The organism is Fischerella sp. (genome assembly GCF_013388695.1).
Classification (GTDB): Bacteria; Cyanobacteriota; Cyanobacteriia; order Cyanobacteriales; family Nostocaceae; genus PCC9605.
Genome location: NZ_JACAEU010000030.1, coordinates 33,163 through 56,088, shown reverse-complemented (window position 1 = coordinate 56,088; position 22,926 = coordinate 33,163). Strand labels below are relative to the sequence as shown.

At 42.8% G+C, this 22,926-nt stretch carries 15 protein-coding genes; 6 read left to right on the top strand and 9 right to left on the bottom strand.

Annotated features, from left to right (window positions below):
• The first annotated feature begins 1,421 nt into the window (after positions 1-1,421).
• From HXY43_RS05205 to HXY43_RS05190, 4 genes are all read left to right on the top strand, one after another.
• Positions 1,422-4,538: a peptidase domain-containing ABC transporter gene (locus tag HXY43_RS05205; RefSeq protein WP_290880796.1), complete on the top strand. Its 3,117-nt coding sequence runs from the start codon at positions 1,422-1,424 to the stop codon at positions 4,536-4,538.
• Between the two features lie 211 nt (positions 4,539-4,749).
• Entirely contained in the window at positions 4,750-6,300 is a 1,551-nt protein-coding gene (locus HXY43_RS05200) for an HlyD family efflux transporter periplasmic adaptor subunit (RefSeq protein ID WP_290880795.1), read from the top strand.
• 87 nt (positions 6,301-6,387) lie between these two features.
• Complete coding sequence (locus HXY43_RS05195) at positions 6,388-7,170, top strand: peptidylprolyl isomerase (RefSeq protein ID WP_290880794.1); 783 nt, start codon at positions 6,388-6,390, stop codon at positions 7,168-7,170.
• 434 nt (positions 7,171-7,604) lie between these two features.
• Entirely contained in the window at positions 7,605-7,904 is a 300-nt protein-coding gene (locus tag HXY43_RS05190) for a hypothetical protein (protein ID WP_290880793.1), read from the top strand.
• Positions 7,905-8,444: 540 nt separating this feature from the next.
• Here the strand turns inward: HXY43_RS05190 and HXY43_RS05185 are convergent.
• The 3 genes from HXY43_RS05185 to HXY43_RS05175 all read right to left on the bottom strand — a co-directional run bounded on the left by HXY43_RS05185 (position 8,445) and on the right by HXY43_RS05175 (position 12,141).
• Entirely contained in the window at positions 8,445-8,750 is a 306-nt protein-coding gene (locus tag HXY43_RS05185) for a hypothetical protein (RefSeq protein ID WP_290880792.1), read from the bottom strand.
• Between the two features lie 273 nt (positions 8,751-9,023).
• A complete protein-coding gene (locus HXY43_RS05180; protein ID WP_290880791.1) occupies positions 9,024-10,523 on the bottom strand; it encodes a pitrilysin family protein in 1,500 nt (499 codons plus the stop codon).
• Between the two features lie 40 nt (positions 10,524-10,563).
• Positions 10,564-12,141, bottom strand: coding sequence for a pitrilysin family protein (locus tag HXY43_RS05175; RefSeq protein WP_290880789.1), 1,578 nt, complete (start codon positions 12,139-12,141; stop codon positions 10,564-10,566).
• Positions 12,142-12,291: 150 nt separating this feature from the next.
• Here HXY43_RS05175 and HXY43_RS05170 point away from each other — a divergent pair, with 150 nt between their 5' ends.
• Positions 12,292-12,906, top strand: a complete 615-nt coding sequence (locus HXY43_RS05170) for a TetR/AcrR family transcriptional regulator (protein WP_290880787.1) — start codon at positions 12,292-12,294, stop codon at positions 12,904-12,906.
• A gap of 29 nt (positions 12,907-12,935) precedes the next feature.
• On the opposite strand, the gene HXY43_RS05165 is transcribed toward HXY43_RS05170, so the two are convergent.
• The 6 genes from HXY43_RS05165 to HXY43_RS05135 all read right to left on the bottom strand — a co-directional run bounded on the left by HXY43_RS05165 (position 12,936) and on the right by HXY43_RS05135 (position 19,998).
• Complete coding sequence (locus HXY43_RS05165) at positions 12,936-13,385, bottom strand: DUF4332 domain-containing protein (protein ID WP_290880784.1); 450 nt, start codon at positions 13,383-13,385, stop codon at positions 12,936-12,938.
• Positions 13,386-13,669: 284 nt separating this feature from the next.
• Positions 13,670-16,492 carry a PAS domain S-box protein gene (locus HXY43_RS05160; RefSeq protein WP_367161462.1) on the bottom strand — a complete coding sequence of 941 codons (2,823 nt, stop codon included), beginning with the start codon at positions 16,490-16,492 and terminating at the stop codon, positions 13,670-13,672.
• A 124-nt stretch (positions 16,493-16,616) separates the two neighbouring features.
• Positions 16,617-16,781, bottom strand: coding sequence for a hypothetical protein (locus tag HXY43_RS05150; protein WP_290880781.1), 165 nt, complete (start codon positions 16,779-16,781; stop codon positions 16,617-16,619).
• Positions 16,782-16,977: 196 nt separating this feature from the next.
• Complete coding sequence (locus tag HXY43_RS05145) at positions 16,978-17,193, bottom strand: hypothetical protein (protein ID WP_367161461.1); 216 nt, start codon at positions 17,191-17,193, stop codon at positions 16,978-16,980.
• A gap of 394 nt (positions 17,194-17,587) precedes the next feature.
• A complete protein-coding gene (locus HXY43_RS05140) occupies positions 17,588-18,604 on the bottom strand; it encodes an NAD(P)-dependent alcohol dehydrogenase (RefSeq protein WP_290880779.1) in 1,017 nt (338 codons plus the stop codon).
• Between the two features lie 221 nt (positions 18,605-18,825).
• Positions 18,826-19,998, bottom strand: a complete 1,173-nt coding sequence (locus tag HXY43_RS05135) for an ATP-binding protein (protein ID WP_290880777.1) — start codon at positions 19,996-19,998, stop codon at positions 18,826-18,828.
• 178 nt (positions 19,999-20,176) lie between these two features.
• Here HXY43_RS05135 and HXY43_RS05130 point away from each other — a divergent pair, with 178 nt between their 5' ends.
• Entirely contained in the window at positions 20,177-22,924 is a 2,748-nt protein-coding gene (locus tag HXY43_RS05130) for an HAD-IC family P-type ATPase (RefSeq protein ID WP_290880775.1), read from the top strand.
• Positions 22,925-22,926: the final 2 nt, after the last annotated feature.

Below are 22,926 nucleotides of genomic sequence, written 5' to 3'. Positions count from 1 at the left end.
AATAGCTATCCTTGCGTGGAGGCTATTCTTTTACAACTTCTCCTTGTGAAGATCGTACCCCTTCGGGGCGGGAACTCTTAACAGGGGAAAAATTAGCCCCGAATATTAGGTACTAGCACCATTATTTATAAAACTATATATTAAAGAATTGATGAAGAGACCGTGAAGAATTAACAAAATATTGTAAATTTGATCTAAAACTGTTGACAAAATGTTTGTAAATATACAAAATAACGGTGTCAGATTCCCACAAATTGCAGGAACATACAGTTCTTATTGGTGTTTTTTCAAAAGTTCCGGTTTTTTGCAATATATTCAGGTTTAGTACGATATGGCGGTTACAAAACAGTGACGGAGACTTAGCGCAACAATTACTAGGAAATTTTGCGCTAGTGTTTAACTTCAGAAGCTTATATTTTTGAGAGCATAAACTTCTTCCAAATTTTTGGAACCTGTTTAGTAAAAAAGATTTTGATTTAGGCAAATCAGCCTTTTGATAGATTTACTAAAAATATCTTAAAACACAAAAATAGGGGTTGCGACGGTTCTATGAGCATTTATGTGATCGTTAACCTTTTGACGCAAACCGAGAAAGATTCCTTCTTTACACTTTTGAAATTAAATCGCGGAATAGTTTCGTGTCTGATATATCTTTTAACCAGTGAATGGTTCGCTGGTTAAGATGATTTTTAGTTTACTGTTGTTTTTTAAGGATACAACAGCCATGTTTTTTTCTTATATGTTCAGGCTTGCATACTACTGCTCATCAGGTAAATACCGATGTCTATTGGTAAGAACATCTTAAAAAATCAAGATTTGTTTATTTAACATAATTCCATGAGTAATGTGATGTACTCATAAGGTTCCCTTTTCTTCCAAAAGAAGTACATCAAATTGGGAGCTATGCTAATCGAAATCTTAGCCAAACTTTACTACATCCCTTAGACTCCCTAAACACTGAGGGAAAAATCCTCCGAAGTTTGAGCTAAACCGAGAACAGCCCCCCTAGACTCCCTAAACACCAGGGGGGAAGCTCCCAGTCTTAGTTGCACATCATGTAACTCCTTGAATTAGCCTTTGAGGGCTAACAAGTCGAGCAGCTGTGAAACATTGGCTAAGAGAGTTTCCACAACTGCCGCGGATTTATATGCCCGCGTTTTGCGATTGACGGCAACTAGCGATAATTATGACACTTCATTCTAGTCAATATCAAGCTTTCAAGTGTCAAGCTTTTAAAAGTGCTGACAAGCTCCGCAGCAATTTTTTAACACCGCTGAAGGCTTTGTTAAAGCAGAGGAATTTATCTACCTCCTTACCGCTAGGACTCCCTGATAGGCCCGAAATCTTTAAATGATTGATGTGGCTGTCAGACACACGATCAATTTGCTACTTGTCATGCAAATTTTTTGAGCCTAGTTTCCATGAACAAGATTCTTTCTGGAAGTGAGGAGGTACCATCTGTGTTTTCCGAGCAACAGCTAGTAGACCAGCAACTCACCACAATTCTGGGTGAGACGCTTTCACAAGAGGAATTGGAAAACTGTTTGGCGGCGGTGGAAATCTTAGAACCACCCATAGCGAAGCAGTTCTGGCACGCAACAGAGGCGAGTGCCGGAATTTATATAGTCATTGCGGGTAAAGTCAGATTGCTCGATAGCTGTGATAACTTGCTCGCTACTGTCACAGTCGGGGGATCGTTTGGTGAGATGACGCTGTTTCCCACAGCAGACTTCCAGCCATATGCAGCCAGGGCTTCTGACAACTTAAAGCTTTACCATCTCAGGGGTGAGGTGCTACAAGCTTTGATGGACAATTCTCCCAAAATTCGCGATCGCCTCTACCAAAAAGCAGAACTTTGGGATCTGCTTGTTGGTTATAGCCAAAACTCATCACCGCGCCAGAAAATTGTGCCAGAAATGCTGAAAGCTCTTTCTCTGTGTGAGCGGCATCATCTGGAAAATGGCTCCCTACCTGTAGAACTATGCCAAGATTGCCAATTGTGGCTGGTTTATCGAGGAGAATTGCTGCATTCTCATGGTCAAAGACTAACAGCGGGGGATATCTACGCTCCAAAAGCTCAGGCTAATTGGCAGGTGCTAAAACCTACAATCATTTACTGTCTGAAAGCTTCTGATTGGCAAACAGCACTGCAATACTGGCCGCAATTAGGGAAATTTAGTGACTCTGGCGACCGTCAAACCACTATTGATGAGAGTGAAACACCGCTTGGTGGCTTGAGAACACAAAGACCTCACACTCATAGAAAAATTATTCCTTTTCCACAGCCAGAAGCAGCGACAAAACAGTCAAAAGTAAAGCGAAAAAAACCGCGTCCTTATTTTCCCAGTCCGAAAGTGCAAGTAGGGCATTGGTGGGGACGCCTAACTCGACGCTATCCCTTTTATGCCCAACAAAGTGCTTCTGACTGCGGCGCTGCTTGCTTGGTGATGATAGGTAACTATTGGGGTAAGCGCTTTAGTGTCAATCGCCTGCGGGATATGACCAACGTCAGCCGCAGTGGCGCATCTCTGCGTGCGATCGCCACAGCAGCAGAAAGTCTCGGTTTTGCTACCCGTCCCGTCAGAGCCAGTTTCGATAAATTGGCAGAACAACCTCTACCAGCGATCGCCCACTGGGAAGGCAAGCACTTTGTCGTCGTCTATGAAATCACAAAAAAGCAAGTAATTGTAGGCGATCCCGCCATCGGTAAACGTACCTTGACCCCCAAGGAATTTCAAGCGGGTTGGACTGGTTACGCATTGTTGCTGCAACCCACAGCCCTACTGAAAGATGCCAAGGACGAAAGTGTTGGCTTATGGAAGTTTTTTGAGTTAGTCAAACCTCACTATAAGGTACTGCTAGAGGTCTTCATCGCCTCAGTCCTGATTCAGATATTTGGACTGGTAACGCCGGTGTTTACCCAGCTGCTATTGGATCGAGTGCTGGTACAACGCAGTGCTAACACCTTAAATGCTGTTGCTTTGGGGATGATCATTTTTGGTTTGTTCCGCGTCACTATGAGCGGAGTGCGGCAATATCTGCTAGATCACACTGCTAACCGCGTTAGCATTGCCCTATTGGTGGGATTTATTAAACATACCTTCCGCTTGCCCCTCTCGTATTTTGAGTCCCGTTACGTCGGGGACATCATCTCGCGCATCGATGAAAACCAAAAAATTCAACGCTTCCTGACTGGTCAGACTCTGTCAGTCTTGCTGGATTTACTGACATTGGCGATCTATCTGGGCATGATGTTCTGGTATAGCTCGCGCATGGCATTATTTGTGCTGTTTACCGTGCCACCATTTTTTATCCTGGCGCTGGCTAGCACAAGTATTTTGCGCCGCATCTCCAGAGAGATTTTTAATGCTGGAGCTGAAGAAAACAGCTATCTGATCGAATCACTAACAGGAATTCGCACTGTCCGTTCATTGGCCATTGAACAGACAGTGCGCTGGCGTTGGGAAGAGTTGCTGAATAACTTGGTCAAAAAAGCCTTTAATGCTCAGATAATTGGCAACCGCCTCTCTATCATCAGTGGTGTTATCGATACCTTTGTGAATACTGCATTACTCTGGTACGGAGCAACTTTGGTGATTAACGGGGAACTCACCGTAGGGCAATTAATTGCTTTCAACATGTTGGTGGGTAATGTCATCAGTCCTTTTCAAAGGCTTTCACTGCTGTGGAATCAATTGCAGGAAATCGTTATTTCCACTGAACGTATCAATGATGTCTTAGAAGCAGAACCAGAAGAAGACTTGCAAAATAAACCCCGCAAGTCCATAGGTAGTCTTCGCGGTCATATTCGCTTTCATAAAGTTACCTTCCGCTATCACCCAGAAAGTGAGACTAACGTGCTGGAAAATATCAGCTTTGAAATCCAGCCAGAGCAAATGGTAGCTGTGGTAGGACGCAGTGGTTCTGGAAAAACGACTCTCAGTAAGTTGATTTTGGGTTTATACCCACCGACAGAGGGCAAGGTATTGATTGACGGTCATGATGTCACTAATATTTCCCTGCGATCGCTCCGTTCTCAAATAGGTGTTGTAGACCAAGATACCTTTTTATTTGGTGGCACCATCCGCGAAAACATTTCTATAGCTCACCCAGATGCCTCTATAGAAGATGTTATTCAAGCAGCACGATTGGCAGGAGCAGATGAATTTATTCAGCAACTACCATTGGGTTACGAAACCCAAATCGGTGAAAATGGCGGAATGCTCTCTGGTGGACAACGCCAACGCCTAGCTATTGCCCGTGCTTTACTGGGAAATCCCCGCTTGTTACTTCTGGATGAAGCCACCAGCCATCTAGACGCTGAATCAGAACGCATTATTCAAAACAATCTCAAAACTATTCTCAAAGGACGCACAAGTGTAATCATTGCCCATCGCCTCTCTACTGTACGCAATGCTGATTTGATTCTTGTTTTGGATCGTGGCGTATTGGTAGAAAGCGGTACTCATGATGAACTAATCGCTAAAAAAGGTCATTACTACTACCTGAATCAACAACAACTAGCTCAAGCTGGTTAAATCTAGGGACTAGGGAATTGTTGGTGGTTGTTTGTTGGTTGTTGGCGGTTAGTGGTTAGTGGTTGTAGAGACGTGCCATGGCACGTCTGTACATTGGTTAGTGGTTAGTAGTTAGTGGTTGGTTGTTGATTATTTCCAATGCCCAATCCCCGATCCCCAATCCCCAATCCCCAATCCCTCACCTCCCCATCTACGTGTTGAGGAATAGAATATGCCATATCCATCTCCCAATTTCTCATCCGCACAGGCTGATGAGCGGGATGAGTATCCAAGTCCAACCCAGACTCAAGGCTTTACTGAGACTGAGGAACAGGTAGAAGCTCCAGAGCATACTAAAGAATTACATTACGGTACTGAAGAACTACTAGATGCCTTACCCAGACTTTGGACGCGTGGTGTGCTGTACACGCTGGTAGGTTTTGCTGTCCTCGCCTTACCTTGGGCAATGCTCTCTAAGGTCGATGAAACTGGAAGCGCCAGAGGACGTATAGAACCTCAAGGCTCAACGCAAAAATTGGACTCTCTAGCAGGTGGGAGTGTTAAAGCTGTCATGGTCAAGGAAGGTGACACTGTCAAAGCTGGACAGGTTCTGCTTGAACTCGAGTCTGATATCTTGCAAACAGAACTCCAGCAAGCCCAGGAAAAACTTTCTGGATTACAAAACCAAAGGGCGCAACTGAATGTACTTAAAAACCAATTACTGTTGACACTTAGCGTTCAAGAGCAACAAAATCGCTCCCAGATCTTGGAAAAAATGTCCCAGGTGAACCAGGCAAAACAAGACCTGGATGCCAAAAAGAGTGTCTATAACCTACAAAAATTAGAAAAACAGGCATTAGTAAATCAGGCACACCAGCAGATTAAGACTGCTCAGAATGACCAGAATTCCACTCAAGATCGTTTAAGCATAGATTCAAGAATAGTCGAGCGCTTTAGCCAATTAGTAAAGGATGGCGCCGTTTCCGCAACTCAAATCGATCAACTCAAAAAAGAAGAACAAGAAAGCAGACAACTCTATGAAAAGGCTTTATCTGACGTTAAACAAGCAGAATTGCGCTTAGCTGAGGAACAGAGTCGTTATCAGGCAACAATGAGTCAGTTGGAGTCTGATATCAAGCAAGCACAACTGCGACTGCAAGAAGAGCAAAATAGCTATCAAAGCTTAGTGCAAGCTGGTAAACTGGCAGTTCTGAAAAATCAGCAACAACTCAAAGACCTGCAAACACAAATCGCTGTCCTGCAATCCCAAATTGCTCAAACGAAAAGCCAAATCATATCCTTAAATCTTCAGTTGCGGCAACGAATAGTGCGATCGCCCATTGATGGGGTGATTTTTGAGTTACCAGTTACCAAACCAGGAGCAGTGGTACAAGCCGGTCAGAGAGTTGCCCAAATTGCACCCAAAAATAAAGCTTTCATACTCAAAGCTCAGATGCCTAACCAACACAGTGGCTTCTTGAAGGTGGGAATGCCAGTCAAAATCAAGTTTGACGCCTATCCCTTCCAAGAGTACGGCATCGTCCAAGGGAAAGTTATTTGGGTATCTCCCGACTCCAAAGTTAGTCAAACACCCCTAGGAAACGTAGAAAACTTTGAGTTAGACATCGCCCTAGACCAGCAGTATGTCCACAATGGCAACAAACGTATTCCATTGACTGCCGGTCAGACAGCAACCGCTGAAGTCATTATTCGTCAGCGGCGCGTAATTGACTTTGTTTTAGATCCGTTCAAGAAACTGCAAAAAGACGGTTTAGAGCTTTAGTCATTAGTCATTGGTCATTGGTCATTCATTAGTAAGAACGGATGACAAATGACAAAGGACAAATCACAAAATTGGAGGAATAGCTTTATGTCCAATCATCTGACCATTTCTTGCTCAGACATCATTCACAAACTCAAACTCTCCTGCCAAATTCCTAGTGTTGTGGAGGCGATCGCATCTCAAAGAGTTATTGCCCAAGCAGCCCAAGAAGCAAGTATTCAAGTTACAGAAGAAGAAATACAGCAAGAAGGAGACAATCTACGTTCAGAGAAAAAACTCGTCAAAGCAAAAGACACTTGGGCGTGGTTGAAGAAACATCATCTGTCTCTGCATGAGTTTGAAGAACTAGTCCGCAACAAAGTTCTGGAACAGAAGCTAGCCAATCATTTATTTTCAGACCACGTTGAAAAGTTCTTTTATGAGCATCAACTTGATTACATCGCTGCCGTCACCTACGAAGTTGTCTTTGATGATAGAGACTTCGCTTTAGAACTGTTTTATGCGCTAGAGGAAGGCGAAATCAGTTTTCCAGAAATTGCTCGCCAATACATACTCGAACCAGAACTCCGTCGTGCTGGTGGATATCAAGGAGTCCAATACCGCAAAGAATTTCGTCCAGAAATTGCGGCGGCTGTATTTGCCGCAACTCCACCTCAGGTTCTCAAACCCATTACCACACCCAAAGGAGTTTATTTAATTTGGGTTGAAGAAATCATTCAACCCCAATTAGATGAAGAGTTACGCGGAAAAATCATTACAGAATTGTTTTCTAATTGGTTAAAGCAACAAATAGAGGGAATAGAAATTGTGACTCAGCTAGATGCGGATGCCAATTTGCAACCACAAGAGGAACTGTTGCAGCAAGCTTGAGTTGGTTTTTAACCATACTAAATAGCTCATTGAGTTTCAAAGATTTTCTGATAATTGATAACTTTCGATAACGCGATGAATTAATGGAGATTTTTAATTAATTTTAAAGTTAGCAAATCTAAATTTTGCAAGTCATTTTTTGATGGCAAACAAATAAATATTAATTTTATTGATAATTATTATATCCGGGTAATAAAGGTTTATTGATTATTACTCAGTTTTTTTATTGCAAATTTTACCTATTTTATCAACATTAAAAATCCTTGTATTTAGTTGAAAAATAATTGAAATATCATTAATTATATTTATCAATAAAAAACGAAAAAGTATTGATTTTTTTTGTGATTACGCTAAAGTAAAAATGTAACCAATAAGAAATAAATTGGTTGCTAAAAGATTCCTCAAGCTGATTAAGTAATTCTCAGGAGAAACCCATGATTATTTCTGATTTGAATCATTTGGAAGCTGTTGAAGGAGAAGGTATTGTAGGCGGAAGCTATCCCACTGCATTCGACATCAAGTTTAACAAGGACTTTAAAAAGAACATCAACATCAAGTCCAATGTTGTCAGCAGTATAGTATCCAAGCCTGAGATCAAAGGTAATGTTGCTGAGGGTGAAGCTGTAGCTAATGCATTTGGTAAAGACACCTACTCAGATGCTGAGACTGCTACTGAAGCTGTAGAGGATAAATACTCTGCTTCTATCGCTAACTCAGTTTCTGCTGTTTACTAATTCCAATCCAATTGAGCGAACCTCTTTGAAGGAGATTATTTGTCAAGTGTTTCACCTCGATAATGGCGAGTTGAAAACTGGACGAAAATCTCCCTAAGGTTACAAAAATCGCTGAAAGCTTCTAAAAAGCTTTCAGCGATAATTAATGTTTCCACAAGTGGCTAATTATCAGTAGACTAAGAATTTGCCACTCCATATTTGTGAAACTAATAATTAATATATGCGGTCATAGCAGTTTGCACTTTCCTGCTGATGACCGTCACTTTGCTCCAATTAAAAATTGGAAATTAAAAATGGGAATGTTAATTTTTAATTCTTAATTTTTAATTCCCCGAAGGGGCTGACTCACTTCGGTTTAAACTACGGAGCGTTCGATATCATTAGTAACACCTGATGGTCGCCACGTATTCCTTGAAGTCAACACAGACTGAATGAATATAAAAAATAAAAAATCCCTTGTCTTTTACAAGAGCAAGGAAATACAGTAAATAGCAAATATTTGAAAAGGAAAGTTCCAGAGAAATTAACTATTTTAGTTAACTAATTTTTGCTATTTACATTAATTTTAACACTCGTACTTCGAGACATAGAAAAGCCATTTTCATCCCAAGCCCAAGCAACTGCATTTGCCCGAGCTATGCTAGTTGTTATACCAGGATTATTACGAACAGTAGTTTCAGTTTCGCTAAGAGCGCCAGTGACATCTCCAAAAGCAATTGCACCAGCTTCTGCATCAGCATAAGTTGGAGAAGTGTCTGTGTCAGCATAAGTATAAGTCATTGCACCACCGACAATTTTGTTATCAAATTCTACTGCTTCACACAAATCTAAATCACAAATAATCATTATTCTTTTCCTCGAAAAATAAGCAAAGTATTTTTCTGCAATTATGTTATCAGATATAAAATTAATGTTGGTTTTTTAAATGTAAAGATATAAATAAATTTAGCGCAAAGATTACTACAATTTTGACACAAGTTTGTACAATAAACTGGTCTTTGAAATTCACTCAAAAAGTAAAGAAATATATAAAAACTCATGTATAAAAATAAACTTGGTTGATATAATTAATCAACCAAGTTCTGATACCCCTAATAAATAGAGCTTAACAAGTATCGCTTAATTTCTTGCCTGGGGTTGTGGTAAACCAGGAATTGTTACATCTATTGGCGTTACCTGTGTTGCTAGCTGTGTCAATGGTGGTTTAATGGCGGTTTGATTCCCCACAACCAAAGTTATCAGTGCATCTGGTTTGAGATATTGTTGTGCCACTCGCTGTACATCTGCTGCTGTCGTTGCTGCTACAGCTTTTTGATAGCGAAATAGAAAATCAGAGGGATAGCCATAGTATTCATACCGCATTAAGCGTGACAAGACTTGAGCAGGATCTTCAAAATTGAAAACAAACGAATTGAGAGTAGACTCCTTAGCAAAAGCTAGTTCTCTGGGCGTCACTTGTTGAGTTTGCAGGCGTTTGATTTCTGCTTGCAGAGCTTTCACAAACTGCACAGTCGCGTCCGATCGCGTTTGTCCACCAGCAATGAACATACCAGGATAGTCATGGCGGGGACTCCAGTAACCGTATACCGAGTAAGCTAACCCCTGACGCGATCGCACTTCATTAAACAAGCGTCCGCCAAAGCCATTTAACACCCCACTTAACACATCCAATGCAGGATAATCGGGACTGTTAAACTGTCCTCCCAAATGTCCGATGAGAATATTACTCTGAGTCAGTTGTGGTTGATTAACAAAAAACACACCACCTTGATTGGCTTGTGACACTTCTGGCAATTGGGGTTTAGGTAAATTTGGGTTGGCTTTCCAGTCACCAAACTTGGCTTGAATTAGCGATTTCATTTTCTTGGGGTCAAAATCCCCCACAATCCCCAAAATCATATTATTGGGGTAAAAGTACTGCTGGTAAAACTTCACCAAATCCTGACGGGAAATATTATTTATCGTTGCATACTCAGTTGTACGGGCGTAAGGACTTTCCTTGCCGTAAATCAATTTCGTAAATTCTCGCTGAGCAATCTGATCTGGAGTATCATTACGACGTGCTATCTGTCCACGTGCCTGCGTCTTTGCCAACTCCAGTTTATCCTGAGCAAACATTGGTTCTCGCAGTATCTCAGCAAACAAACCTAACACTGTTTCTGTATCTTCGCTGAGGGCTTCAAAACTTGCAGTGCCACTACTTTCATTAACACTGATTTCTACTGAAGCTGCCCGTTGTTCTAACATTTGGTTGATTTCGTCGGGCGTATGGGAAACAGTTCCCCCAGTTCGCATTACCTTGCCTGTCAACTCAGCCAAACCAACTTTATCTGCCGGTTCCCAGCGATCGCCAGTACGAATCATCGCCCCACCCTTTACCAAGGGCAATTCGCGATCTTGCATCAAATACACAACTATGCCGTTATTTAGCTGATACCGCTCGTACTTTGGTAACTTTACCTCAGGCAGTGGTGCAAACTGCAACTCCGTATAATGTTTTGCTGCTGTTGCCGCCCAAGATAAATTAAAAGTCAAAAGTACAAAGGCAAAAGCAACAACCAGTGCATAAACCAACCGTTTCCCATTCGGAATCATAAGTTTGAAATTTGAAATCGTCATTTGCCTTTTGCTCTTTCTCTTATACCTCTGCATACTTTGTTCATCCTTGCTGCGACAACAGCTTGCCAATAGTACGATTTTGGGGCGTAAAAGTTGCTTGTGCTACCCGTTGAATATCAGCAGCCGTCACGGCTTCTAATTTATCCAACTCCTTAAACAAATTTCGCCAAGAACCAGTTTTCACTTCGTATTCCAACAATTGCTGCGCCATACCCATATTAGAATCGAGCGTTCGCAACAATTCTGCTCTGGCTTGCGTTTTCACCCGTTCTAACTCAATAGCTGACACTGGTTCAGTCTTGAGTCTGTCAATTTCTTTTCGCAACGCCACTGCCACCTCGTCAACTGTATGACCGGGAGCCGTGAGAGCATAAAATAACATCAGATTCGGATACTTATCTCCCGGAAATCCGCTGAAACCCTGGGCTGAAAGTGCCAACCGCTGCTTTTCCACTAAAGAACTGTATAAGCGCGATGTCCGTCCGTCACTCAGTAATCTACCCATAATGTCATACACTACGTTATCTGGATGGATAACTGCTGGACGATGATAGCCTTCTAAATACCAAGGTTGAGAATTTAACTTTAACGCCACTTCCCGGGTTTGTTTTTGCTGTGGTTCTGCTGGCAGATTTTCATCAGGTTTTGATTTGGCTTTGTACCGCCCAAAGTAAATTTGCGCCAGTCTTTTGACTTCAGTGGGTTTGACATCTCCCACAATGGCGATGGTTAAATTACTTGGTACATAGTGCGTGTCGAAAAACTTCTGGACATCTTCCCGTGTTAAGTTGCGGATATCTTCGTCATAACCAATCACCGGACGCCTGTAGGGATGGACTTTGAAAGCCGCATCAATAAATTTCTCCAACATCATGCCTATGGGTGAATTTTCCACCCGCAGGCGTCGCTCCTCTAAAATGACATCTTTTTCTTTATAAAATTCCCGAAATACAGGTTCTAAAAATCGTTCAGACTCCAGTGACATCCACAATTCCAACTTGTTAGAAGGGAAGCTGTATAAATAACGAGTGGCTTCTGTGGAAGTATTGGCATTTAAACCCACACCTCCTGCCTGTTCAACAATTCGCCCTAAATCATTTTGCTGGACAAGCTTGGCGGCTTGCGCTTCCACTTTCTCAAATTCGGCTGTTAACTTAACAACCTCATCTTTTTTGCCAGCTGCTTTCGCAGTTTGAATTTGCTCAGCCAACCGATCCAATTCGTCTAGTAGCGGTTTTTCGGCTTTGTAATCTTTTGTACCAATCCTGGTTGTACCTTTGAAAGCTAAATGCTCTAGAAAGTGTGCTACACCTGTTTTTCCTTCTGGTTCATCTATCCCGCCTACATCCGCATAGGTAACAAAAGAAACTACAGGTGCTTGATGGCGTTCAAAGACAATGAATTTCATACCATTGTCGAGGCGAAACTCCGTCAGTTGCTTCATCACTCGATCCAAATAGGGTTGAATTGAGCTTTGAGGTGGTAGAGTTTGAGTTTTAGCAAAAGCAACTGGTGGTAGCAACCCCCACGCCAAGGTTAATGCTAAAAGCAACGTGACTATTAGCTGAGTTGCTTTTTTTCGGACTTGAATTTGATCTGAGCAATACAACTGGTTCATAAGCGAAAATGAAAGTAAAGTTTCATTACCTAAAAAACAGGATACTTGCGAGTAGGGCGTTAATCTTGTATTAAGCTTTCTGTGCTTTTTGTACTTGTCGTAAGACAATAATGCTACGAGTCCAGTTCCGGATATTTCACTATAACTGTTATGCGTGTTTTTAATTCTCCGCCGCCATCAGAGGCGCAAACGCGTAGCCGCATTTTACAAGCGGCAAGGCGGTTGTTTGCCTCCCAGGGATTTGATGGCACTACCACTCGCGATTTAGCGCAAGCAGCAGGCGTGGCGGAAGGAACGCTATTTCGCCATTTTCCCAATAAAAAGGCAATTTTGGTGGAGGTTGCTACTGCTGGCTGGGTGGAGATTCTCACCGATCTGCTCACAGAATTAAGTGAAATGGGCAGTTACAAAGCAGTAGCTCAAGTGATGCGCCGCCGGATGTGGAACATGCAAAAAAATGCCGATTTGATGCGGGTGTGTTTTATGGAGGCGCAGTTTCACCCCGACTTGCGCGATCGCATCCAGTCAGAAGTGATTGCCAAAATGACCGATGTTGCCGAAGCTTTCTTCCAAACTGCAATGGATAGAGGCATTTATCGCCAAATGGATGCGAAATTGGTAGCAAAAGTTTTTTTGGGAATGTTTGCGATCGCCGGCTTTTCTCACAACACCCTGATGGAACCCAACGCCCCTCCCGAAAAAATGCAGCAAATGGCAGAAGGACTTGCTGATATCTTTCTCAACGGCGTACTGGCTAGGGAATAGAAATTATGAATGATAAATGATGAAAATTTTCATAATTCATAATTCATAATTTTTACCGCTTGCTGACTCCACTGCTGTACTTGCTCAACAGAAGGGCATAAATCCCGCCGTTGCATTGTCGCCACCTGTAAGCGCAAAATTTGCTGATGCAATCTGTGGATGGGAAGAGTCGCTAGCAGCGCCACAGAACCAACACCAGCATGAAGTAATAATCCACAATATTGAGTGCCAACGCTAGGAATCCGCGCCAAATCCGCCAACGCCACCCATTTATTGACATATTGAAGATGGATTTGCAATTTATTTGCCAGCATGAGCCTAGCCTGTGGAGTTTTACCTTGTTCGACTAGTGCTTTTGTGGTGGTAATGCCGCAGTTTTGGAGTTGGGATTTTGCCTCTGGTGACAATCCTGGTAATTGTTCAATCGGCCAGTCGCAGGATTGCACAACACTGACTGGCGGTTTACGTTTAGAAGGCATTTCTGAAAATAAAAAATAGGCTTATTTAAATATTGTGACAAACACATTCTTTATTAGGCAGGCAATACCAATTCTCAAAACTAGAACTACACATGGTTCGTAGTAATACCGATTGAATAAATGTTTACAACACATCCTGATGTAGAGACGCGCCATGGCGCGTCTCTACAATGTCTATTTGTCGCATTATTTTTTCAAAATTGTATAAGTACTTAAGTGCTTACTACAAGCCAAGAAAAGCAGTTGCGAACTTGCAAATGTTCAAATGTTCCATCACGACGCCGTCAGTAAAAATGCGTAAAAAAAACTTGTTTAATAGTATTTAATAATTCTTTAATGGTGTATGGTTTCAATAAAAATGCTTGCACGCCAATACCACTAGCTTTTAAAAGCTTAAGATTAGATGCGAGTCCGCTAATGGCAATAATTTTGATAGAGGGATTCATTTGTTGCAGAACGCGAATAGCATTTAACCCATCCATCGATGGCATCTGCATATCCATCAACACCAAGCTGATTTCATTTTTGTGTTGGGCGTAGAGTGAGAACGCTTCAATGCCATCACTGGCATTCAGGACTCTGTAGTTGTAGTTTAAAAGTGAGGCTTTGGTAACATCTCGAACAGATACTTCGTCATCCACAACCAGAATTAATTCGCCGTTTCCTCTAGCCATCTCGGAGTCATCAGCTGATAGTATTGCCCTTGTGTCACTGGCACTCAAGTACAGCTTAAATTGGCTGCCTTTGCCTACTTCACTATAGACATTGATAAAACCACCGTGGTTTTTGATGATACCAATAACCGTAGAAAGACCTAACCCTGTACCTTTGCCTGGTTCTTTGGTTGTGAAAAAGGGTTCAAAAATTCTCTCCAGTACCTCTTGTGGCATACCGCATCCTGTATCCGACACGGTTATAACCACGTAGTCACCCACTTTTGCCTCCAGATTCATTCTGGCATAGTTTTCATCAACAAATAGATTTTCAGCAGAAATAGTGAGAGTGCCTCCATTAGGCATAGCATCACGAGCATTTACACACAAGTTCATCAACACCTGATGTATTTGCGTGGGATCTGCCGAGACAGTCCAAAGATTTGGCGTTGGTATATCAATGCAGATTTCAATTGATTTGGGAAATGTATTTTTGACAATCCGCTCAATTTCTTTGAGCAGGTGTCTTGGTTGTAGAGGAATCCGCTTCCCTTCCGCACCCCGTGCAAACGACAGAATTTGCTTGACGAGATCTGCACCGCGTTTAGAATTGTCTTCCAGGATTTTCAGCAGTTGCCGATTTTGCTCATCAAGATAGGGAAGTTTAAGTGGCAGCAGTTGAGCGACTGCCAGAATGGGCGTCAGTATGTTATTCAAATCATGGGCAATACCGCTTGCTAAGGTTCCGAGGCTCTCTAGGCGTTGTACCCGATAAAACTGTTGCTGGAGTTGTTTTTTCTCGGTGATGTCGGTATCAACGGCGAGGATAGATTTTGGTTGTCCCGCACCATCGCGCATGAGTGTCCAGCGACTTTGGACAATAATTTCTTGTCCAGATTTCGCGATTTTCTTTAGCTCGCCTTGCCATTCTCCTTGCTCAACAACAGTTCTGAAAGCCTCTTCGATTTGAGCTGATATTTGCTTGCATAAAAACTCGTAACAATTTCTACCTAGTACTTCTGCTGCTTGCCAGCCGTACAGACGCTCAGCGCCACGATTCCAGTATAAGATCCGACATTCTAAATCGCGGACAAAAATGGCATCGGTAGTGACATCAAGCAAAGCAGCCTGTTCGCGGATTTTCTGTTCTGCCTGTTTGCGATCGCTAATGTCGCGGAGCAGCCAGCGCCAACCCACTTGCTGACCCTGTTCGTCATGTATACTACTCAAAGCGATCGTCGCCGGGAAAGGATCTCCTTTGTGTGGCTTGAGGTAAACTTCCCAGTTCTGCATAGGCTGCAACTGTGCGAATCGAGTCTGAAAAGCCTGGCGTTCTGGGTTGGCAATAAAGACAAACAGTGGTTTGCCGATTAAACGCTGCTGTTGTATGGAGAGCAAGGTAGCTGCTGTACGGTTTGCCTCTCGAATATTTCCCTGAGTATCAGTTACTAAGTATCCATCCGGAGCGAACTCGAACAAATCCTGGTAACGCTGGCGTTCCAATTTTATTGCTTGATGGCTTATAGCCAGTTCTTCATTCTGCTGGCGCAGTTCCTCTTCAGCGACTTGTAGTTCTTCCAGGGTTATGTGCAATTCCTCGTTGGCTTGCTGGAGTTCGCTGGTTCGCTCTTGCACTCGTCTTTCTAACTCCGCATGAGCTTGTTGCAGTGCTGCTTGGGCTTGCTTGCGGGCAGTAATATCTTGAATAACAGAGATAAAATATTTTGGTTCACCAGATGCTTCCCTAACTAGAGAGACGGTTAAATTAATCCAAATATAGGTATTGTCTTTACGAATGTAACGTTTCTCTAGCGAATACGTTTCTATTTCACCAGCCAATATCCGGCGAACATACTCCAAATCGGTATTGAGGTCATCGGGATGTGTTATGTCTTGGAAAGTTAGCCGATTCAATTCCTCGCGAGTATAACCCACAATGTCGCAAAGCTTCTGATTCACCAGTAACCATTGTCCAGCTAGTCCGACGTGGGCGATACCAACAGCTGCTTGGTTGAATGTAGCCTGGAAACGTTTTTCGCTCTCAAGAAGCTGCCTACGCAAACGAGTTCTTTCTAGTACATTTTCAATAGCAAGACAAAGGCTCTCTGATGTTGTATTTCTTTTAACCAAGTAGTCAGCCGCACCGCTTTTCATCGCCTGTACTGCTACCTGTTCATCTCCCTGACCCGTTAGTATGATGACTGGAAGGTTTGTTTGACCTAACTGAGTTTTCAACTCGTTGAGAAACTCCAGCCCATCCATGTCTGGCAGCAGATAATCAAGCAAAATCACGTCGGGAAATTGCTGCTGACACAATTCTAGACCCTCTTCCCCAGTCTCTGTCTCTAAAATACTGTAGGTGTGTTGGTTATCCCCCAATAGGTAGCGGCGGTAGGTTTCTCGGTCTTCCAGGCAGTCATCAACTAGTAAAATTTTAATTGTAACAATCGTCACTTATCCCCCGAGTTTACCAGGAAACACAAGCAATTAAACTAACGAGTGAGAATAGCTTGGCAGGCATAAAATATAGAAGTCGAATCCTAATAGGGATTTTTACACTTCTCTAAAGGCTTAAATATTAATTTGGTTTATTTTGCTGGCTTCTAGCTTTCTCTAAGCCATCTTGAATAAGTATGCGAATCTTCTGAGCTAGTGATAGCTGACACCAAAATTTATCGTTGGAGTACGCTTGCTCAATTTCTTCCTTTAAGCCTTCAATATCTACCGAAATTCGCTTTGCCATACCATATTTTTCTCGCTTTTTATAAATTAACTAGAAAAGTACAGCTTAAGTTTCGATGCTTCAATATGATTCACATAAGTTCATCTTGCTTTAAACAAAGATTTTAAGTGCAGGTCATGGAACATAAAATGCGATCGCCCCTAGCTGACAACAAAAAGTAAATAGCTAGACAGCTAGGCAAATGCGATCGCTCACTTCATGCATCCTCCTTAACCTTCTTTGCTGTGGAGGAATTTTTTTGTTTATCTGGAAATTCGCCTTGTTCTTTAGCCTGTTTGATACCAATTTCAATCAAAAAAGCTGCAAGGTTGGCTGTTGGCCTGCCTTGTGCATCTGCCAACACCTCTAAATCTTCAAATACTGAGTCTGGAAGAGTTACAGTAAATCGTTTGCTCACGTCGCCACTCATCATTACTTTCGCATCTTAATAGTATGCCTTAAGATTCGCTAGTAGATTTAATTCATCCTAAAAGACTCTTTAAAGATGTTGATTGTATTCTAAAAAGATGTATACTAAATTATGTAGGGTGAGCAATGCCCACCCTACAAAATACGTTCTTGCACAGGAACGTTTGTGGTAGTAAGTTACTTACTACCACTTTCTTATTATTAAATTACAATGCTTTCTTCGTGTCTTGGTACCTTGGTGGTTAAACAAAATTTTTTCACCACCCTCCGGGTTCACCAGTCCTCCATCTCGGCAGAAGCCCTTACAGGTTCGGAATCGCTCATGGGGGAAACCCCCAAGACCGCGTTCCTCACCAAGACGGGGGCTGGACTCACCAAGACACTAAGACACCAAGGATCTAACCACTCACTTGAATCACCACTTTTCCAAAATGAGATCCACTTTGCAGGTAACGGTAAGCAGCCTGTGCTTCGCTAAACGGAAACACCCTATCTATTACGGGTTTGATTTGCTGCTGAGAAATTGTCTGATTCATTGCCTCAAACATTTTCCGACTACCTACATAAATCCCCTGTACTGTTAGACTCTTAAAGATTATGGGTAAAGGATCTACCTGTGCTCCTCTACCAGAGAGTACACCAATCAAGCTAACACGTCCTGCAATTCGCACCGCTTGTAGAGATTTCGGTAAAGTCCCAGCGCCACCTACTTCTACTACATGATCTGCGCCAGTGCGATCGCTGAGTTCATAAACTTTCTTTTCCCAATCAGGATTTATTTTATAGTTAATCGTCTCATCAGCACCTAATTCTCTAGTGCGTGCTAATTTCTCATCGCTGCTAGAAGTAATAATCACCCTCGCGCCGTGTATCTTGGCAAACTGAAGGGCAAATATAGATACTCCTCCTGTACCGAGTAATAATATGGTTTCGCCTGCACCAATATTACCTTTAGTTACTAAGGCGTGCCATGCTGTAACAGCTGCACAGGGTAAGGTAGCACCTTCTTCATAGGATAAGTACTCAGGTAATATTACTAGCCCATCTTGGTGTAAAACGACATATTCAGCCAACATACCATCAATACCACCCCCCAAATCCGATTTCATCTTCTCTCGGTTGAGTTGACCATCGATCCAGGCTTGAAAGAAAATTCCCGCCACGCGATCGCCTACTTTTACTCGCGTTACCCCTTCACCCACGGCTACAACTTCACCCGCACCATCGGACATAGGAATCAGAGGGTATTTCTGTCCAGATCCATAACTTCCTTCAGCAACAATCAAGTCACGGTAATTCAAGGACGTTGCCTTTACGCGCACAAGAACTTGGCCTGATTCGGGTCTGGGTTCCGGTCGTTCAACCAATTTCAGTGCATCAATGCCCGCCTTACTTTGAAGTTCGTAAACTTTCATAAATCTTCTTTGTTAAACACAACATTGCATAATCCACGCACGAAACTCTTACACCAAAACTCCGCGTCCCTCTGCGTTTACCTCCGCGAGCCTCTGCGTTTAAAATGCTACTATTTTACGCAAAGCCGTACTAAATTAACGCCAATCATCCAGCACAAAAACATCAGGGCGATTGTATCCCGCTTCAAGTTTTTGTATTCAACAGAGCGCTAGGTTCGATTTTATCCACTTAAACGCTGACGTAACCATAAAGCTAGTAAAGGTAATGCTAGCTGATAGTGTTGCTCAGCACCGTAAATCAAGCCTTTGTGCTGAAGTCCATTTAGTGCGCCCTGAAGACTGCCGCCACGAGAAAGACCATGTTTTTGAATATACTCTCGGCTTTGGGGTTTCTCAGTGGGGTCGGTAGCCAAACATTCTAAAAGATGGACTTGATTGCTTGGGAGTAGCATTAATAAGGACTCAAAGATGATAGATAAATCTTTGAGCAATTCTGCAACTGCTTGCTGTACTTCTTGTTCAGTGATTAATCCATCGGGACGGCGCAACGCTTGCAGGCGGCGAATTATTGCCGTGGCATCGCCAATGTGTCCTTGTACCGCATCTAGAAATAGTTGCAGTGCTTTTGAGCGAGGATCAAATGTTAATCCTACTGTCTGTAAAATCTCTCTTGCCCAGACTGCGACAACATCTTTCGCTAAAGGTGGTAACTGGACAATTTCCAGTGGATGGTTAGTTTCTTCAGAATGGTGGGTTATTTCGGCAATCGTTGCTATTAGCACATAATTTACATGAGTTTGTTGGTTAATTTCTCGCCGCAGTGTGTTTTCCCACAAACCATGACGATCCCATGAACGGATGTGGGGAAAACTCTGCAAAATCAGGACTACTCGCTTATCTTGAGATCCCGCTAAGATTTGGGGTAACTCAAGTAAGGTTTCAAATGCTTGCCATAACTGCTTTTGGTTAAGGGAGCGAATTAGTATCAGTTTGCCGCTGTTTGATATGGATTGATCCCCCCTATCTCCCCTTAATAAGGGGGGAACATCGCCCCCCTTTTCAAGGGGAGTTGGAGGGATCTCTTCTGCGTGAAAGCTGAAAAATTCCTTACCGCTGTTATTAACCCAGTCTTGAATTTTGACTGCATCGAAACTTTGGGCGATCGCTTCTGCCAGCAATTGCACAAATCTCTCTCCATCCGTGGCGCGAATACAGTCTATCTCTAGTGCGATCGCCCCCACTGCCAAAGCTGCCCCTCGTACCAAGGTACGCCGTCCACTTCCGGGTACTCCTGCAATCAGCAAGTCACCATCTTCTGCCAAAACTTCAACTATCCGCTGAAATTCCGCCGAACGTCCTATTAACTCTAAGGGGGTAGACAGTTCCAAGTTCACGCGTTTTAGCCTTCCGAATTTGAGCCTCACCTCTATGGCAAGCATACTCATTGCTTATACAAGACAACAAGTATTGAAAAATATGATAACAATCATTTAATGATTTTAGTGCAGAATCAACTTTAGCACTAATTAAGAGTGTTATATATAAGATAACACCTTTAAAAAGAATTAAGTTATGGTTCAAACTATATCTTCAGTCGGACTGCCCCAAGAGCAGCCCAAAGTTTGGCATACTTTAGAAACTGCGGCAGCGATCGCCTACTTAGAAACTGACTTAGAAAAAGGTTTGAGTAGTGCTGAGGCGAAACGGCGGTTAACTGATTTTGGTGCGAATGAACTAACAGCGAAGAAAGGCAAACCTTGGTGGTTGAAATTTTTGCTGCAATTTAACCAGCCACTGCTGATAATTTTGCTGTGTGCGGGATTAGTCAAAGCGATCTCAGGCAGTTTTGTGAATGCTGGGGTGATTTGGGGTGTTACTACCACCAACGCCATCATTGGATTTATACAGGAATCCAAAGCCGAAAGTGCGATCGCGGCACTAGTCAAAGCCATTACTACAGAAACTACTGTGATTCGTGATGGTAAGAAATTACGCGTACAATCCCGAGAGTTAGTACCAGGCGATCTAGTCATGCTTGCCTCTGGTGACAAAGTGCCAGCAGATTTGCGGTTAGTGCAAGTACGAAATTTACAAGTTGATGAATCAGCACTCACAGGTGAATCAGTAGCAGTAGAAAAAGATACCCAAATTTTAAAGGCTGACACTCCCTTAGCTGAGCGTAAAAATATGGCTTACGCAGGTGGTTTCGTCACCTTTGGACAGGCGATGGGTATCGTAGTTGCTACAGGAAACGCCACCGAAACAGGTCGAATTTCCCAACTAATGGAACGTCATACCGACCTTTCTACACCCTTAACTCGGAAATTTGATAAATTCAGCCAAAGTTGGTTACGGGTGGTATTGGGATTGGCAACGCTGACGTTTGTGGTGGGACTCAGCTATAGAGATTTGCAAGACGCCCTAGAAGCGGCTGTAACTTTAACCGTGAGTGCCATTCCCGAGGGGCTACCAGCAGTAGTGACAGTAACACTGGCAATTGGTGTTTCCCGCATGGCGCGGCGGCACGCGATCATTCGCAAGTTGCCAGCAGTGGAGACTTTAGGGAGTGCGACTGTCGTTTGTTCTGATAAAACTGGCACCCTGACAGAAAATCAGATGACTGTGCAAGCAATCTACGCGGGAGGACATCAGTATGAAGTTACTGGTGTAGGTTATGCACCAGAAGGAGAAATCCTGGTAAATGACCAACCGATTAGCTTGAACAGCGAGAAAGGTTTACAAGAATGCCTGATCGCCGGATTATTGTGCAATGATTCTCACTTAGAAAAGAAGAATGGCAAGTGGGTAGTAGTTGGCGATCCAACAGAGGGGGCATTAATTACCTCTGCGAAAAAAGCAGGTTTTAGCCAGTCTGCCTTAGTAAACGAAATGCCTAGACTGGATGGAATACCCTTTGAGTCTGAGTTTCAGTACATGGCAACTTTGCACGAAACTCCCAGGGGTAAGATTATTTATGTCAAAGGTTCAGCAGAGGCAATTCTCAATCGCTGTACGCTGTTGCTAAGTACTGATGGACAACCCCACCCTATAGACTGTGTAGAAACTTTTCGCCAAACAACGATTGAGCGAGAAGTGAATATTATGGCACGGCAGGGGTTGCGAGTACTAGCGCTGGCAAAAAAGTCAGTAAGCGATAAGCAAATCACAGTAGATCATGCCGATATTGATACTGGCTTAATTTTTTTAGGATTGCAGGGGATGATAGATCCGCCTCGCGAAAGTGCAACGAAAGCAGTACAAGCCTGTCAAGAAGCGGGAATTCAAGTCAAGATGATTACGGGCGATCATGCTGTAACGGCCCAAGCAATAGCTAGACGCATGGGAATTAATAAAAATGGTTCTGTTCTAGCATTTACTGGTGCAGAACTAGCACAGATGGATAAACAAGAATTGGCACATGTAGCAGAAGAAGGTGTAGTATTTGCTCGTGTTGCACCAGAACAGAAGCTGCGTTTAGTGGAAGCTTTGCAGTCAAAAGGCGAGATAGTCGCTATGACTGGGGATGGTGTCAATGACGCACCTGCATTAAAACAAGCAGACATTGGTATTGCGATGGGCGGTGCTGGTACGGAAGTTGCTAAAGAAGCAGCGGACATGCTGCTTACCGATGATAATTTTGCTTCGATTGAAGCAGCGGTGGAAGAAGGACGGGCGGTTTACAAGAATCTTTTAAAAGCGATTTATTTTATTCTCCCTGTCAATGGTGGGGAGTCAATGACAATTTTGTTAAGCACCTTGTTGTCAAGAGAGTTGCCGATTTTGTCGTTACAAGTTCTTTGGTTAAATATGCTGAATTCTATCACGATGACAGTGCCTTTAGCTTTTGAACCCAAGGCAAAAAACGTGATGAAACAGCCGCCTCGTCATCCCAATGAACCATTACTTTCGAGTAGCCGGATGAAGCGGATTTTGGCAATTTCTCTGTTTAACTGGATTGTTATCTTTGGGGTTTTTGAATATATTGAATACACCACAGGTAATTTAAATTTAGCCCGGACGATGGCGATAAATTCTTTGATTGCAGGGCGGATTTTTTATCTGTTGAGTATTAGTCAACTAATACCGAATTTGATTGCCAAGATGGATGGCACAATTGAAGAGAATGTGGATATTCCGGCAATTGGTTTTGGCATTGTTGGAGCTATAATTTTGCAAATCATCTTTGCTCACGTGCCTTTGATTAATGAGGTGTTTGAAACAGCGCCATTGAATTTTCAGCAGTGGTTGTTCTGTTTAGCTGTGGGTTCACCAATGATTATTTGGGCGGCAGTGGTAAATAAGATTGACCCTCCGAATTGAGG

Bases quoted from the DNA above. Each gene is read 5' to 3' on its own strand.
- HXY43_RS05205 (WP_290880796.1), top strand. From the start codon at position 1,422: ATGAACAAGATTCTTTCTGGAAGTGAGGAGGTACCATCTGTGTTTTCC.
- HXY43_RS05200 (WP_290880795.1), top strand. From the start codon at position 4,750: ATGCCATATCCATCTCCCAATTTCTCATCCGCACAGGCTGATGAGCGG.
- HXY43_RS05195 (WP_290880794.1), top strand. From the start codon at position 6,388: ATGTCCAATCATCTGACCATTTCTTGCTCAGACATCATTCACAAACTC.
- HXY43_RS05190 (WP_290880793.1), top strand. From the start codon at position 7,605: ATGATTATTTCTGATTTGAATCATTTGGAAGCTGTTGAAGGAGAAGGT.
- HXY43_RS05185 (WP_290880792.1), bottom strand. From the start codon at position 8,750: ATGATTATTTGTGATTTAGATTTGTGTGAAGCAGTAGAATTTGATAAC.
- HXY43_RS05180 (WP_290880791.1), bottom strand. From the start codon at position 10,523: ATGACGATTTCAAATTTCAAACTTATGATTCCGAATGGGAAACGGTTG.
- HXY43_RS05175 (WP_290880789.1), bottom strand. From the start codon at position 12,141: ATGAACCAGTTGTATTGCTCAGATCAAATTCAAGTCCGAAAAAAAGCA.
- HXY43_RS05170 (WP_290880787.1), top strand. From the start codon at position 12,292: ATGCGTGTTTTTAATTCTCCGCCGCCATCAGAGGCGCAAACGCGTAGC.
- HXY43_RS05165 (WP_290880784.1), bottom strand. From the start codon at position 13,385: ATGCCTTCTAAACGTAAACCGCCAGTCAGTGTTGTGCAATCCTGCGAC.
- HXY43_RS05150 (WP_290880781.1), bottom strand. From the start codon at position 16,781: ATGGCAAAGCGAATTTCGGTAGATATTGAAGGCTTAAAGGAAGAAATT.
- HXY43_RS05145 (WP_367161461.1), bottom strand. From the start codon at position 17,193: ATGATGAGTGGCGACGTGAGCAAACGATTTACTGTAACTCTTCCAGAC.
- HXY43_RS05140 (WP_290880779.1), bottom strand. From the start codon at position 18,604: ATGAAAGTTTACGAACTTCAAAGTAAGGCGGGCATTGATGCACTGAAA.
- HXY43_RS05130 (WP_290880775.1), top strand. From the start codon at position 20,177: ATGGTTCAAACTATATCTTCAGTCGGACTGCCCCAAGAGCAGCCCAAA.